Source organism: Streptococcus sanguinis, assembly GCF_008329445.1.
In the GTDB taxonomy this organism is placed as follows: domain Bacteria; phylum Bacillota; class Bacilli; order Lactobacillales; family Streptococcaceae; genus Streptococcus; species Streptococcus sanguinis_O.
Genome location: NZ_VIBR01000007.1, coordinates 1 through 15,203, shown reverse-complemented (window position 1 = coordinate 15,203; position 15,203 = coordinate 1). Strand labels below are relative to the sequence as shown.

Below are 15,203 nucleotides of genomic sequence, written 5' to 3'. Positions count from 1 at the left end.
CTTTTTAAAATAAACTAGCATTATTGTACCACAAAAGGGGGTTGAAATGTAAGTAAATGTTTTAAAGGCATCTTAAAAGCCCCTGATGGGGCTTAAAATTAGATAGCAAATAAATCATTGAGGTTTTCAGCCAGAGTTGGATGAGTGAAGATTTGTTTGCTCAAGTAGGTGTAAGGAATCTTATTATCCATGGCTACAGTCAGGATATTGATAATTTCCTGGGCTCCCGCTGAGAAGATAGTTGCTCCGACGATTTCCTTGGTCTCTGTGTTGACAACGGCCTTGAAGGCACCGCGTAAGTCAGCATTGACATGTCCACGAGGCATTGCTGCGACAGGAATCTCCTTAACTGCAATCGGCAATCCTTGCTCTTGGGCTTCCTTTTCAGTCAATCCGATTTGAGCTAAAGGCGGTGTGATGAACATGCTGGTAGGGACGTTTTTACGGTCTTCCAGTGTGTAGCTGCCATCGCCAGCCAGATAGCTATAAAGGATACGGAAGTCATCCAGTGAGATATAAGTAAACTGCAGACCGCCATTGACATCGCCCGCTGCAAATACACCAGGTACAGTTGTTTCCAAGTGTTTATCGACCTTAATCGCTCTGCGCTCTGTCAGCTCGATATCTGTATTTTCCAATCGCAGTGGCTCAACATTGGGCTTACGGCCAGTAGCATAGAGCAGGGCGTCAAAACGAAACTCTCCATCCTCTGTCACAACCACAACTTCAGCACCATCATTTTTAATCTGCTTGGTTTGTACATTTTGCAGGAGCTGGATTCCGTCTTCTTCCATGTATTGCTTAGCTAGAGCAGCGATAGAAGGCTCAACTCGAGGGAGAAAGACAGGAGCAGCATCCAGCACAGTCACCTGACTGCCCAATTTGTTGTAGAGTCCAGCGAATTCTAGGCCGATGTTACCGCCACCCAGAACTCCTAAGCGTTTAGGAAGTTCTTTCAGATTTTGGATGCCAGTTGAGTCATAGACATGCTCGGTTTCAGTCAGTCCAGGAATTGGCAGGACATTGGAAACAGCACCGGTATTGATGACAATAGTCTCAGCCGTCAGTTCCTCTTTTTCATCACCAGCTGTGATTTCGATGACTTTATTTGAAAGGAAATGAGCTTCCGCATCGATGATGTCAACACCAGCACCACTGATTGCTGCGTAGTTCTTCCCGTTGAGACGGCTGGTAACAGCATTCTTTTCAGCCATGACTTGGTCGAAAGCCAGGCCTTTTTCAGCTGCGACAAGCAGGGTCTTGGTTGGGATGCAGGCGATATTGATACAGGTTCCCCCGTACATAGCCTTGCTTCGCTCAATCAAAGCAACTTTTTTTCCTTGGGCCGCCATTTTGGCTGCCAATGTTTTACCGGCTTTCCCAAAGCCGATGACAATTAAATCATAGGTTAACATAATTTACCTCCATTTTTCAAAAAAGATTGTATCATATCTAGTCAGAAATTGCTGATTTCTGCTACGCTTTTTTTCTTCAGTATTTTTAGCCTTACTTTTTATACAGAATGTCCATTTTTGAGCAAGATTTTCGCAGTTCCAGTCAGTCTGTGTTATACTGAGTTTCGTTATATATTTTAGGGGGTTAAAATGTCTATTATTACACTGATTTTGGCAAGCTTGGTTGCCTTAGAATTTTTCTACATCCTCTACCTGGAGACCATTGCGACGACTTCTGCAGCAACAGCTCGGGTTTTCGGTATGTCACAAGAGGAGTTGGAGCAGCAGTCAGTCAATACTCTTTTCAAAAATCAAGGAGTATACAACGGGCTGATAGCTGTTCTGGTCTTGATTGCGGCCTTTGTACATCCTAGTCCGGTTTAGCTGGGAATTTTTATGGTTTATATCATCTTGGTAGCTGCTTACGGTGCAGTGACCAGTGACCCCAAAATCCTGTTCAAGCAGGGAGGGCTGGCGATGCTGACCCTGCTTAGTTTATTTTTCTAAATAGAGTGAGGAAAATTGATTTCTCGCTCTTTTTTATATAATGATTGACTTTTATGTTAGACAAGTGTAGAATAAAAATAGAAATAGCATTAATTTAGAAAGCGCGTGGAAACGATGAAAAGATCTATTAAACGTTTACCGGACGGGGAATTTACTATTTTAAAGGTAATTTGGCAGCTGCCTACCCCGACGACCTCTGCTCGTATCATGGAAAAGCTGGGACCAGACAATCACTGGAAGCCTCAGACTTTGCTGACAGTCTTGGCTCGCTTGACTGAAAAGGGCTTTTTAGAAAGTGTCCGCAAGGGGCGTGAAAGGCAGTATACAGCCTTGATCTCAGAAGATGAGTATCTGGAAGTTGAGGCTTCGGATTTCTTGAAGCGTCACAGCGGCCGTTCAATGGGCGGTTTTGTCAAAACACTCTTTTCTTCTAACTCCTTTTCGGAAAATGAATTGGATGAGCTGCGCAGTCTGCTCAACCAAGGAAAGTAGGATGGAGGGATAAGCATGAAACAATTCCTTCTTTCTTTTCTGCTGACCAGTTTGTCGACATCCATTTTGGTGCTTTTGCTTAGTCTGCTTTTTACGGTCTTTAAGACTAAGATTTCGGTCAGAGTGAGGTATTTTATTTGGTTTCTAATTTTGCTGAGTTTTCTGTTTCCGTTTCGTCCCCAATTTGGCTCAGGCCTGATTCGGCTGAATACAGGATCGGTAGTTCAGACAGCAGTGACCGCCACCCAGACAGGTGGAGCTCAGGGCGCTTCTCCAGCAGTTGAAAAAGCTGCCCAGACAAATCTGTGGGAGGCTTTTCTGGGTCTACCTTGGTTTGAAATTCTCTTTACCATCTGGCTGATTGGCTTTGTCTTTAGCATAGGAAGATACGCTTATTCTTATATTCGCTTCAGAAAGATGCTGAGGCGCTGGGGCACGGAGTTTCAGGACGAAGAAGCGATGGTTCAGCTGCGGGCTGTTCAGCAGGAGATGGGAGTTAAGGGCCGGATTCGTCTGCTCCACTATCCTATGTCCCAAAGTCCTATGCTGCTAGGCTTCAGAGATATTTTAATCGTGCTGCCAGAGTTGGATTACACAGAGGAAGAGCTGCAGCTGATTTTCAAGCATGAGCTGACCCACTACAAACACCGAGATGTTTTAATCAATCTCTTAGGGATTTTTGCCAAGAGTCTGCATTGGTTTAATCCGGTTGTCCGCTTTGCCTGCCGTGAAACCCAGGAAGCAGGAGAAATGTACTGTGACTATGATGTTCTGAGCAGTAGAGATACAGAGTATCGGACTTTCTACGGTGAAACGATTCTGACCATGATAGACCGCAGTAAGAAGACCCCAATTGCTCTGACGACCTGCTTTTACTCTGACAAGTTTAATCTCAAGCGGCGGATTGTCGGTATTATGGATAACCGCCTGCCTAAGAGGTTTCTGTCTGCTGCCTTTGTAGTAGCAGTTCCTCTCCTTTTGCTCCTGACTAGCTCGGTTTTTGCTCTAGAAAGTCCATCTGCTCAACAAAGCAGACCTGTGGCGGGTCAAAAACAGTCTCAAGGGCTCAGTCAGCGTCAGGCACTAGCATCCGTCTTAAAAGAGCTGTCTCTTTCTGAAACAGATATTAAAGATTTACAAATTTCGCGTGAGAAAGACACTTATAAGATTCGCTTCTCACACGGGCAAACGGCCCATGAAACCATTGTCAATGCTAAGGATGGAAAACTAATCCAATCCAAGCAGCATACCATTGTCGAAAAGACGGTAACGGTTGAAAAAGAAGTCAGTCCATCCTCGTCTGCTGCATCAACTCCAGCTGATAACAGCTCTACTGCAGGTACAGGAAATACGGGAGCAGCGGGCTCTACAGGGGCTAGTACAGCGACAGTTCAAACTCCGTCTCAGAACAGTTCCTCTCATACGACAGACACCGATGATCCGGAAGATGATGATGACCATGATGACGATTAAATAAAGGATTCTGCCAGTTTAAGTTTCTTAAAAGCTTAGACTGGTAGAATTTTATTATCTTCTCAAAGGGGGATTTAGAAATCCTCCAAGAGCAGTTAGTCATCAGTTTATCTTTATTTTAGGACGATTTTGCATACAGTTTGCACTTCGTTTCCTAATGCTAAAAAAGCTGAAAGATTATTTATCTTTTTTCTTGACATTCACAAACGACAATTGTAGAATATATTTATAAACTACATTTGTAGAATGTTTTTGAAAAATACTGCTTGGAAGGGAGAAGAAAGTAAAGCTTATCCAGACGCTTGTAGGATGCAGAGCGGAAGCTCTATTTCTTTTAAAAGCATAAACTACATTTGTAGAATCAAAGGAGAATTCAAATGAAACAAAAGCAAATTCAAACAAACTTCCAACGAATCGAAACGAAGTATATTCTTGATCGGCCGATGTTAAATCGTCTTGAAGCTGACATGAGACCGTACCTCACCGCAGATGATTATGCGACATCAACCATTTCCAATGTGTATTTTGATAATGATGAGTTCCAGATGATTCAGGATTCCATTGCCAGAAAAGGCGGTCGTGAAAAGATGCGGATGCGGACTTATGCTGAGCAGCCGAATGATGATAGTCAAGTTTTCTTGGAAATCAAGAAGAAACGCGATGAAGTAGGCTTCAAATATCGTTTGGTTTCGAATCCTCTCTCCGTGACCAACTATATTGTGAATGGTGTGGCAGACCATACTATTTCTGATGACCGGGTCAAGGCAGAAGTGGAGCAGTTACAGGAGCGCTATATAGACTTGAAGCCAAAAATGGTGATTAGCTATGACCGCTACTCTATGAGAGGATTGGAAGATAAAAAGGTACGTGTGACAGTTGATTCCAACATCCGCTACCGAGATTATGATGTAGACTTGGCTTTAGGCCGCTATGGACTGCCCTTGCTGGATGACGACAAGGTGATTATGGAAATCAAGGTTCCTGGTCAATATCCTCAGTGGTTGGCTGATATTCTGAATAAATACGGTCTTGAAGACCAGTCCTTTTCAAAATACGGCAATGCCTACCTGAAAACTAAAGAAAGGCTGACTCAAACAGTCAAGGCCTAAGGAGGTAGTTTATGCTCAATCAGTTATTTAACAGTATCTACTCCTCTACGGAAGTCAAGATAAATCCTTTAGCATTGATTTTTTCACTAGCAACTAGTGTGGTTTTAGGAATTATCTTGGCCAAGGTCTATAAGCGCCAAACCATTTATACCAAGGAATTTGTCGTCACCCTCTCCCTTTTGCCAGCCATTATTTCCATTATCATCTTCTTGGTTAATGGAAATTTGGGTACCAGTGTCGCCGTAGCAGGTACTTTCAGTTTGATTCGCTTCCGGTCGGCCGCAGGTGGCTCCAAGGAGCTTCTAGCCATCTTTATGGCGACAGCTATTGGAATTACAACGGGGATGGGCTTTGTAGCACTCGGAATTGTCTTTACTCTAGCTATTTCAGGCATCTGGATGCTCTTTGAAAAGATGAGCTTTACTTCAGTAAGTCCGACCAGACGTTATGTCCAGGTTCAGGTTCCAGCTGACTTTGACTACGAAGTACTCTTTGATGCTATCTTTGAAACGACTTGTAAATCAGCCGAACTGACATCTCTCAAGTCGGCTGAAAAGAAGTCTATCAAGCTGGACTATGTTGTTGACTTGAATCCTGACATGAGCGACAGAGAGCTCATTCAGCAGTTCCTGTTCTATGATAAGGTGCAGGACATTTCCCTTTCCAAAGCTGCTAAGAAGCGTAAAACCCTCTAAGCAAAAGAAGACCAGCTGCAGCAGAGCAGTTGGTCTTCTTGTTTGTATCATAAAAAGGAGCTACATTATACTTACAGAAAATACTTGACACTCTTTTCTATATGTGGTATGATTATATAGATTTTGGACTTGAAGGGAGTGAAAAAAATGTCAAAAACAGTAGTACGCAAGAATGAATCACTTGATGATGCACTTCGTCGTTTCAAACGTGCGGTTACTAAAGCTGGTACTCTTCAAGAAACACGCAAACGTGAATTCTATGAAAAACCTTCTGTAAAACGCAAACGCAAATCAGAAGCAGCTCGTAAACGTAAAAAATTCTAATTGAACAAAAAAGCAGACTCCGGTCTGTTTTTTGTTTTGGTTATTTGGAGAGAAGAGGATGATTATGAGCAACATGAAAGAAAAAAACACTGATTTTCATCAGTGAATTCTCTTTATTTTTTCTCAGCCAACAAAGCTTTGATTTCTTGCAGGACTTCCAATTCAGTTGGTCCAGCTGGCGCTTCTTCAACTTCTTCCTTCTTCTTAGCAAGGCTTTGTGCTTTTTCAGCAGACTTGACGATGAAGAAGAGAACAGTACCGATTACCAAGAAGTTAATTACAGCGCTCAAGAAGTTACCATAAGCGATCCCGTTCCATTTCAGATCAGCAATTTGCTCCAATTTTGCAGCTTTCAAAATTGGGTTGAGGAAGAGAGGAGTGATTACGTCAGTAATCAATGAAGTAACGATTGCTCCAAAAGCGTTGGCGATGATCACACCGACTGCCAAATCAATCACGTTCCCACGCAGCAAGAATTCTTTAAGATCCTTTAACATTCTTTCTTTCCTTTCAAGAATTTATTAATGAGATTATATTATAGCTTATTTATATGACATCTACAAGATATTTGCTTGTCAAATATTTTACATTTGCTTCATTTTGTTATAAAATATAGAATGATATTCTATGATAAATTGGAGGTATTGTCTCTTGATTGATAAAGAAATCATTTCTGAAATTAAAAACAGCGTCAATATCGTCAATGTCATAGGAGAAACGGTAGCCTTGACCAAGGCTGGGCGGAATTTCCTGGGACTCTGTCCCTTTCATGGCGAAAAGACGCCCTCTTTTAACGTTGTAGAGGACAAGCAGTTTTATCACTGTTTTGGCTGCGGCAAGTCGGGCGATGTCTTCAAATTCATTGAGGATTATCGAGGCGTTTCCTTTATGGATGCTGTGCAGATTGTAGCAGATCGGGCAGGGATTCCCTTGGCTGTAGAGGTGGCGGGAAATGACCGACCGAGACAAAGCCATCCGCATCAGGCTCTCTACGATATCCATACCGAGGCAGCCAAGTTTTATCATGCGGTCCTGATGACGACCAAGATGGGAGAGGAAGCGCGGGCTTATCTCTACCAGCGGGGTCTGACAGATGATGTTCTCAAGCATTTTCAAATCGGGCTGGCTCCTAATGAGGGGAATTATCTTCATAAGAGTATGGCTGGTAAATTTGATGAGAATACCATCATGAACTCAGGCCTCTTCAATCTGGCGGAGAATAATCTGGTCTATGATGCCTTTCAGAACCGAATTATGTTTCCCCTGACCAATGACAGCGGACAGGTTGTGGCCTTTTCCGGTCGGATTTGGCAAGCAGCGGCCTCAGACAGCCATCAGGCCAAGTACAAAAACAGTCGTAGCACCGCTATTTTCAATAAAAGCTACGAGCTTTATCATCTGGATAAGGCCAAGCCGGTTATCAAGAAGAGCCATGAGGTCTATCTGATGGAAGGCTTCATGGATGTGATTGCAGCTTATCGGGCAGGGATTGAAAATGCAGTAGCTTCTATGGGAACTGCTCTGACGCCTGAGCATGTCCAGCACCTGAGTAAGTATTGCAAGAAGATTATCCTGTCTTACGATGGAGATAGGGCAGGGCAAGCAGCGACTGCTAAGGCCTTGGATGAGCTGAGAGATATGACGGTGGAAATTGTTCGGATTCCGGATAATTTGGATCCGGATGAATTTCTCGCTAAAAATTCTGAGGAAGATTTGCAGCATTTGCTGAGCAAAACGCGAATAAGTAATGTGGAGTTTCTGCTGCATCATCTGAAACCAGATAATATTGAAAATCTACAGGCTCAGATTGAGTTTGTAGAGAAGATGGCACCGATTATTGCGAAGACCAAGTCCATCACGGCGCAGAACTCCTATATTTACATGCTGGCTGAGTTGTTGCCTGACTTTGACTATCAGCAGGTGGAGCAAACGGTGAATAACAGTCGGCTGGCTGAGCGCTCTAGTCGCAGTCAGGAGGCGCCGATTCAGCAGTCTCAACCAGTCGTCATGCAGTTTTCGCCTTCGAATCGGCTGAGTCGTCTCATGAGGGCGGAAAATCATATCTTTCACCGCATGATGCATCATCCTTTGATTTTGAACCAATATCGGTTGAGAGAAGACTTTGTCTTTGACTCAGAGGACTTGCAGGTCTTGTATGAGATTTTGCTGGCGAATGGTGAGGTGACACCGCAGGATTTATCCCAACTACCAGATCATGTCCAGCAGGCTTGGTACCGCGTTTTAGAAGAAGACTTGCCTGATGAGGTTTTAGAAGATGAGTTGAAAGAAGTGGAAGAAACCAGAGAGCGGGAGATTTTGCGCAAGCATAATCAGTTTATTAGTAAGAAGATTCGAGAAGCTTCTCACAGTGGAGATACGGATACAGCCCTGTCCGAGCTGGAGCGCTTGATTGAGCAAAAAAGAAGAATGGAGTAGGAATGGCTACAAAACAAAAAGAAGTAACAACATTAGACGTTCAAATTGCAGAATTTATCCGCAACCACAAGCAGACAGGGGTTGCGACAGATGATGAGATTAATGACCAACTGGTCATCCCTTTCACTTTGGACGCTGATGGGATTGAGGATTTGCTGCAGCGTATCCAGGATGCGGGTATCTCAATTACAGATAAGGAAGGAAATCCTAGTGAGCGCGTCTTAAATAACGAAGAGGAAGAAGCGGAGTTGACGGATGAAGAGCTCTTGGGCAGCAATTCAGCTAAGGTTAATGACCCAGTCCGCATGTATCTGAAAGAAATCGGGGTTGTGCCCCTTCTCAGCAATGAAGAAGAGCAGGAGTTGGCTATCTTGGTAGAACAGGGAGACTTGGAAGCTAAGCAGCGTCTGGCTGAGGCCAACCTTCGTCTGGTTGTTTCCATTGCTAAGCGCTATGTCGGCCGTGGTATGCAGTTCCTTGACTTGATTCAAGAAGGAAATATGGGGCTGATGAAGGCCGTTGATAAGTTTGACTACACCAAAGGATTTAAGTTTTCAACTTATGCGACTTGGTGGATTCGTCAGGCCATTACTCGTGCGATTGCTGACCAAGCTCGTACTATTCGGATTCCGGTCCACATGGTGGAGACCATTAACAAACTAGTCCGTGAGCAGCGCAATCTCTTGCAGGAATTAGGTCAAGACCCAACACCAGAGCAAATCGCTGAGCGCATGGATATGACACCGGATAAAGTTCGTGAGATTCTCAAGATTGCTCAAGAGCCAGTTTCTTTGGAAACACCTATCGGTGAGGAAGATGACAGCCATCTGGGTGACTTTATCGAAGACGAAGTGATTGAAAATCCAGTTGACTATACAACTCGTGTCGTTCTTCGTGAGCAGCTGGATGAGGTCTTGGATACGCTGACAGACCGCGAGGAAAACGTCTTGCGTCTGCGCTTTGGTCTAGACGATGGGAAAATGCGGACACTAGAAGATGTCGGCAAGGTCTTCAATGTAACCCGCGAGCGGATCCGCCAGATTGAAGCCAAGGCCCTGCGTAAACTCCGCCATCCAAGCCGCAGCAAACCACTCAGAGATTTTATTGAAGATTAAGAAATGAAGAGCGCAACGAGGGGCAGAGCAGGAAAGCGTCAAGCCAGCAATCCTAGCTGAAAACAAAAGCCCCCTCAAGCTAACTTGAAGTTTTGCCATATCTATAAGGAGGATATTGCATGTCAGAACAAAAATACAGCCCTGAAGAAGTTGAAAAGATTAAAACGCGTATTTTAGAGAGCTTGGAGCAAGTCATCGACCCAGAGTTGGGGATTGATATTGTCAATCTAGGCTTGATCTATGAAATCCGTTTTAACGAGACCAATGGGGAGACGGAAATCGATATGACCCTGACAACCATGGGATGCCCTCTGGCGGATCTTCTGACTGACCAGATCTATGATGCCATGTCAGATGTTCCAGAGGTTACCAAGACGGATGTTAAGTTGGTTTGGTACCCAGCTTGGACGGTGGAAAAGATGAGCCGCTATGCCCGGATTGCTTTGGGAATCCGCTAAGGGCTTGGAGTAAAAGCTAGCCTGCTGTGTGCAGGCTTTTGCTTTTTTTGAGGGATTCTGTTATAATATTCCTATTGTCTCGGGGTCGTTACGGATTCGACAGGCATTATGAGGCACATTTTGCGACTCATCTAGCGGATGTAAAACGCCAGTTAAATATAACTGCAAAAAATAACAATTCTTACGCTTTAGCTGCCTAAAAACCAGCCAGCGTGACCCGATTCGGATTGCTTGTGTCCGATGACAGGTCTTATTATGAGCAAGCTACGGCAAAATCTGGTCTAGGGATTTTGCAAGAGATTGATAGACTCGCTTGACTTGGGCCTGAGCTATGTGTCAAAGTTAAGTTAAACCAATACATAGCCTATAGTTGTAGACAAATGTGTTAGCAGGTGTTTGGACGTGGGTTCGACTCCCACCGGCTCCATTATTTTAAAGCCTTTCTAAAACGTTGAGAAATCAGCGTTTTTTGCTTTTACAATGTCCAGGAAATCTTGATTTCTGTCTGAAAAAGTAATACAATGATGTTAGTGGTAACAAAGGAAATATTTGTATTTCTATTGGGTTGATTTCATAAATATTAAGGGAAGTTTGATATGAGTTTTTTTAAGAATCTGTTTGGTAAGAAGCGAGAGCAAGAGAAAGTGGAAAAGGTAGAAGAAGCAGTGCTTGATGTGCCTGCTGAGGATCCTTTTCCGAGTGAGTGGGGATCTTTCTCAACCTATATTGATGACAAGTTGGCTAGTATCCGTCTGAATCTTGCCTTGGCTGATGAGGCACCCTATCCTCTATACGCCTATGCTATGAGGCTCAAGGTAACGCTCCTCCAGTACGATGGGGAGACAGGTTTTCCATCTAGTGATGAGTTTAAAGAGCTGAATGTGATTGAGGATCGGCTTTCTGAGGCTTTAGGCCAGGTCGGCGGCATTCATGTTGGTGTGATTACGACAGATGGAAATATAGAGTTTTACTACTATCTGCAAGACAAGAAAAGCCATCTGGAGCCAATTGCAAACGTGATGCGCGACTTTCCAGACCGCCGCTATGACTCAGCAACCCTAGAAGATGAAGAGTGGGATCAGTACTTTGACTTTCTCTATCCCAATGAATACGAGTATCAGACCATTCTCAACCAGCGAGTCTGGTATCAGCTGGAGCAGGAAGGCGATGACCATAGTCAGGAGCGCGAGATTGACCATTGGGCCTATTTTGCGTCTGAGGAAGATCGAGATGGCTTCCTAAAGGAAGTCGAAGAGCTGGGCTACAGCCTCATAGCTGCTGAAAAGATAGAAGATGCGGACAAACCATATCAGCTGCATGTGATTCGTATGGATACGACGGAAATCTTTGATTTGAACCAGAATGTTTGGACTTTGGTCGAATTTGTGAAAAAATTTAACGGAAACTATGGCGGTTGGGGCTGTAATGTGGTATAATGGTTAAAGTTTTGAGAAAGCAGGGCTTTCTCTTTTGTGGAAGATTACTCAAGAGGCTTAAGAGGCTGTGTTGGAAACGCAGTAGGCGTGTAAAAGCGTGCGTGGGTTCGAATCCCATGTCTTCCGTCATAAGATGCAAGAAACGCTGTTTGGCGTTTTTTCTATTTGTAAAAGAGGCATGAAAGTAAGGTGATTCTTTTTGAAAATGAGTTTTTTGGAAATGCTTGAAAACAATTTCAGCAAAAAAATAAGTAATTTATTGTTCATTTTATATAATAGTGTGGTAAAATGGGATTAATGGATTTTTAAAAAGGATATAAATTAAAGGGAGAATTATGTTTTTTAAACGTCAAAAAGGTAAGTACCACGAAGTAGAGCGTGTGACTCGTTTTAAGCTGATTAAATCGGGTAAGCATTGGCTGCGTGCTGCGACATCACAGTTCGGCCTTTTTAGATCAATGAAGGGGGGAGGCCTTTCATCGATCGAGCTCAAGGTAACGGAAGAACAAGTTACCGATAAGAAGAGCGGCATAGACTTTTTGAGGGGCATTGTCGCCACGGGAGCCGTGCTGGGCGGAGCTGTTGTGACAAGCACAACTGTCCATGCAGAAGAAGGTCAGGCTCTGGAAAAGGTCATTGATACGACAGACGTTTTAGCGACACGTGGTGAAACAGTTTTAGGAGAAGAAAGCAGTGCTGCTGAAGCAGCAACCGCAACGGCAAGCTCACATACTGAGTCAGAGTCTGTATCAGATACATCTTCAGCCAGTGCCAGTGCTTCTGTCAGTGCATCTATCTCAGCCAGCATCTCAGCTTCAGAGTCAATGTCACAGTCTAGCTCAGCCTCTATCAGTGCCAGCACATCTCAAGCAGTCTCAGATTCCTTAAGTGTATCTGAGTCTCTTTCAGTGTCTTCAAGTACATCTGATTCGGTTAGTGCATCAGAGTCAGTCTCAGCCAGTCAGACCTCTACCACCTCTACATCAGAGAGTGCTAAATCCGAAAGCAGCCAGCAGTCGACAGAAGCTTCTAGCCAAACAGGACGGAGAAGGGGCCGTCGGGCGGTGACACAGCCTAATTTTAATGAGACTAACCGTGATAGAGTCAACGGTGATATGATTGACAATATCACCACAAGCTTTGATGATCAGACTCGTCTGCTGACTTGGACTATCACCCTTTCTCCTAACAAAGCGCAGACCGGCAACATTGGGGCGCTTGTATCTATCGGAGAAGGTCAGGAAACTACAAGCGTTACTTTTAATGGTCGAGAAGCTACTAACGCTGGGACTGTTCAGTCATCTGGAGCTTGGAACCTCTATACTGGTCGTTCAGCAGCGACTACAACACTACGAATTGTCACCAGAGTGGCAGAGACTACAGGTAATCCAGCTATTGCCCTGCGATTGGCAACAAGTACTCAAGCTATTACAAATAATAATTTTCCTGCTGAATACAGCGAAGTCGCTAGTAAGACTAGAGGAAGTTGGGATAAGATAGATCTGGATACCAATGTGCCGTTTAGAGATACGGAAAGACCAACTGTTACTGTTCCTAAGGAGATTGTGGTTTATCGTGGGGAGTCATTTGAATATTATGCTACAGCCGTTGATAATTCCAATGCTTTTGACCTTGGACAAGGAAAAACATCTGTACGTTACCTTTATTCTGCAATACCAGGAAAAGATACTGAATTTTTACAATTTGATGTTACCCAGGAAGGTAACCAACTAAAGGTTAAAATCTATGGGAATGTTCCAGTAGATTCAATAATCGGAGATTTTACCCGTTATGTGACAGTAACTGATTCGTCAGGAAATGTTAATGTAACTCAAAAAGAAATGTTGGATGCTGCTGGGAGAAGAGTAGTTGACGGTCAGTTTAAGTTAATTGTTAGATATAGACCCAATATTCCAGAGAATACGTTAATAGTTAAGAACCCAAATCAATTATCAGAAACTGAAAAAAATCAGGTCAGAGAAGCAATTAAGCAGAGTAATCCAAACTTAAGACCACAAGACGTTGCAGGTAACAATTTAAATACTGCTATTTCCGTTTCTAATAATGGTACGACTACTATAACATTCAGAGATAGGCGGACGGCTACTGTTGAGGGCAGTAAGTTGGTAGATACAAGAGAAGGAAGTACTTCCAAATCTGCAAGCACCTCCGCATCCGTCAGTGCCTCTACCTCAACAATCGAATCTATTGCGGAAAGTAAGTCAGCCTCTGCTAGTGCCTCAACTTCAGCAAGCAGTTCCGCGTCTACAAGTGCTTCTGTGTCAATTAAGACCTCTACGTCAACGAGTGCATCAGTAAGCGCAAGTACGTCCGCGTCCACTAGCGCCTCAGTAAGCGCAAGTACCTCAGCGTCCACGAGTGCGTCAGTGAGTGCAAGTACGTCCGCGTCCACAAGTGCATCTGTATCTGCAAGTACTTCAGCGTCCACAAGTGCGTCAGTTTCTGCAAGTACATCTGCATCGACGAGTGCATCAGTAAGTGCAAGTGAGTCTGCTTCCATGAGCGCATCTGTATCAGCAAGTACGTCTGCCTCCACGAGTGCGTCAGTGAGTGCAAGTACATCTGCATCGACCAGTGCATCAGTGAGTGCAAGTACGTCCGCGTCTACAAGTGCGTCAGTGAGTGCAAGTACATCAGCGTCGACAAGTGCATCCGTATCCGCAAGCACATCTGCGTCGACAAGTGCATCCGTAAGCGCAAGTACGTCAGCATCGACGAGTGCGTCCGTAAGCGCAAGTACGTCCGCTTCAACGAGTGCGTCAGTAAGTGCAAGTACTTCAGCATCGACGAGTGCGTCCGTAAGCGCAAGTACGTCCGCTTCAACGAGTGCGTCTGTATCTGCAAGTACCTCAGCATCGACGAGTGCGTCCGTAAGCGCAAGTACTTCCGCGTCGACCAGCGCATCAGTAAGTGCAAGTACTTCAGCCTCGACTAGCGCATCAGTGTCTGCCAGCACGTCAGCGTCGACCAGCGCATCTGTATCTGCAAGTGAGTCTGCGTCAACGAGTGCGTCAGTATCAGCAAGTACGTCCGCATCGACTAGTGCATCAGTTTCAGCAAGTACTTCGGCTTCAACCAGTGCGTCAGTTTCTGCAAGTACGTCCGCTTCAACGAGTGCTTCAGTGAGTGCAAGTACATCTGCATCGACGAGTGCTTCAGTGAGTGCAAGTACCTCAGCTTCAACCAGCGCGTCAGTTTCTGCAAGTACGTCCGCTTCAACGAGTGCTTCAGTGAGTGCAAGTACCTCAGCTTCAACCAGCGCGTCAGTTTCTGCAAGTACGTCCGCTTCGACGAGTGCGTCCGTAAGTGCAAGTACGTCCGCGTCCACAAGCGCGTCCGTAAGTGCAAGTACATCGGCTTCAACGAGTGCATCAGTAAGCGCCAGCACGTCCGCATCGACAAGCGCATCTGTTTCTGCAAGCACATCCGCTTCAACGAGTGCGTCTGTAAGTGCAAGCACCTCAGCATCCACAAGTGCGTCTACAAGTGCAAGTATGTCTGCCTCCACGAGTGCATCCATAAGTGCCAGCACGTCAGCGTCTACCAGCGCATCAGTATCTGCAAGCACGTCTGCATCAACCAGCGCATCAGTAAGCGCCAGCACGTCCGCATCGACGAGTGCGTCTGTAAGTGCAAGTACTTCGGCTTCAACGAGCGCCTCAGTAAGTGCAAGTGAATCTGCC

12 protein-coding genes, 1 tRNA gene, 1 other RNA gene and 1 pseudogene are annotated in these 15,203 nt (G+C 44.7%); 13 read left to right on the top strand and 2 right to left on the bottom strand.

Annotated elements, in window-relative coordinates:
• Positions 1 to 98: 98 nt before the first annotated feature.
• Positions 99 to 1,415: an FAD-containing oxidoreductase gene (locus FKX92_RS11660; RefSeq protein ID WP_149566385.1), complete on the bottom strand. Its 1,317-nt coding sequence runs from the start codon at positions 1,413 to 1,415 to the stop codon at positions 99 to 101.
• Positions 1,416 to 1,604: 189 nt separating this feature from the next.
• Here FKX92_RS11660 and FKX92_RS11655 point away from each other — a divergent pair.
• From FKX92_RS11655 to rpsU, 6 genes and pseudogenes are all read left to right on the top strand, one after another.
• Positions 1,605 to 1,961, top strand: a pseudogene (locus FKX92_RS11655) (DUF1304 domain-containing protein).
• Between the two features lie 114 nt (positions 1,962 to 2,075).
• The gene (locus FKX92_RS11650; protein WP_002895954.1) at positions 2,076 to 2,453 is read left to right on the top strand and encodes a BlaI/MecI/CopY family transcriptional regulator; all 378 of its coding nucleotides are present in this window, start codon (positions 2,076 to 2,078) and stop codon (positions 2,451 to 2,453) included.
• 15 nt (positions 2,454 to 2,468) lie between these two features.
• The gene (locus tag FKX92_RS11645; RefSeq protein ID WP_149566384.1) at positions 2,469 to 3,926 is read left to right on the top strand and encodes a M56 family metallopeptidase; all 1,458 of its coding nucleotides are present in this window, start codon (positions 2,469 to 2,471) and stop codon (positions 3,924 to 3,926) included.
• A 377-nt stretch (positions 3,927 to 4,303) separates the two neighbouring features.
• The gene (locus tag FKX92_RS11640; protein WP_149566383.1) at positions 4,304 to 5,035 is read left to right on the top strand and encodes a polyphosphate polymerase domain-containing protein; all 732 of its coding nucleotides are present in this window, start codon (positions 4,304 to 4,306) and stop codon (positions 5,033 to 5,035) included.
• 11 nt (positions 5,036 to 5,046) lie between these two features.
• Positions 5,047 to 5,730, top strand: coding sequence for a DUF4956 domain-containing protein (locus FKX92_RS11635; RefSeq protein WP_002895949.1), 684 nt, complete (start codon positions 5,047 to 5,049; stop codon positions 5,728 to 5,730).
• Between the two features lie 147 nt (positions 5,731 to 5,877).
• Positions 5,878 to 6,054 (top strand): 30S ribosomal protein S21, encoded by a 177-nt coding sequence (rpsU, locus tag FKX92_RS11630; protein ID WP_000048054.1) that lies wholly within the window; start codon positions 5,878 to 5,880, stop codon positions 6,052 to 6,054.
• A 113-nt stretch (positions 6,055 to 6,167) separates the two neighbouring features.
• On the opposite strand, the gene mscL is transcribed toward rpsU, so the two are convergent.
• Positions 6,168 to 6,551 carry a large conductance mechanosensitive channel protein MscL gene (gene mscL / locus FKX92_RS11625; RefSeq protein ID WP_060976252.1) on the bottom strand — a complete coding sequence of 128 codons (384 nt, stop codon included), beginning with the start codon at positions 6,549 to 6,551 and terminating at the stop codon, positions 6,168 to 6,170.
• A 154-nt stretch (positions 6,552 to 6,705) separates the two neighbouring features.
• Between mscL and dnaG the strand changes: the two genes are divergently transcribed.
• The 7 genes from dnaG to FKX92_RS11585 form a co-directional block, all read left to right on the top strand.
• On the top strand, positions 6,706 to 8,490 hold the full coding sequence (gene dnaG / locus FKX92_RS11620) for a DNA primase (protein WP_316250861.1): 1,785 nt from the start codon (positions 6,706 to 6,708) through the stop codon (positions 8,488 to 8,490).
• Between the two features lie 2 nt (positions 8,491 to 8,492).
• Entirely contained in the window at positions 8,493 to 9,605 is a 1,113-nt protein-coding gene (gene rpoD, locus FKX92_RS11615) for an RNA polymerase sigma factor RpoD (protein ID WP_149566381.1), read from the top strand.
• 119 nt (positions 9,606 to 9,724) lie between these two features.
• Positions 9,725 to 10,063, top strand: a complete 339-nt coding sequence (locus FKX92_RS11610) for a metal-sulfur cluster assembly factor (protein WP_002904178.1) — start codon at positions 9,725 to 9,727, stop codon at positions 10,061 to 10,063.
• An 81-nt stretch (positions 10,064 to 10,144) separates the two neighbouring features.
• Positions 10,145 to 10,493, top strand: a transfer-messenger RNA (tmRNA) gene (gene ssrA / locus FKX92_RS11600).
• A 166-nt stretch (positions 10,494 to 10,659) separates the two neighbouring features.
• A complete protein-coding gene (locus FKX92_RS11595) occupies positions 10,660 to 11,499 on the top strand; it encodes a DUF695 domain-containing protein (RefSeq protein ID WP_149566380.1) in 840 nt (279 codons plus the stop codon).
• Positions 11,500 to 11,537: 38 nt separating this feature from the next.
• Positions 11,538 to 11,625, top strand: a tRNA-Ser gene (locus tag FKX92_RS11590).
• Positions 11,626 to 11,834: 209 nt separating this feature from the next.
• The coding region (locus FKX92_RS11585; RefSeq protein ID WP_149566407.1) for an accessory Sec-dependent serine-rich glycoprotein adhesin at positions 11,835 to 15,203 on the top strand (3,369 nt) is incomplete at its 3' end.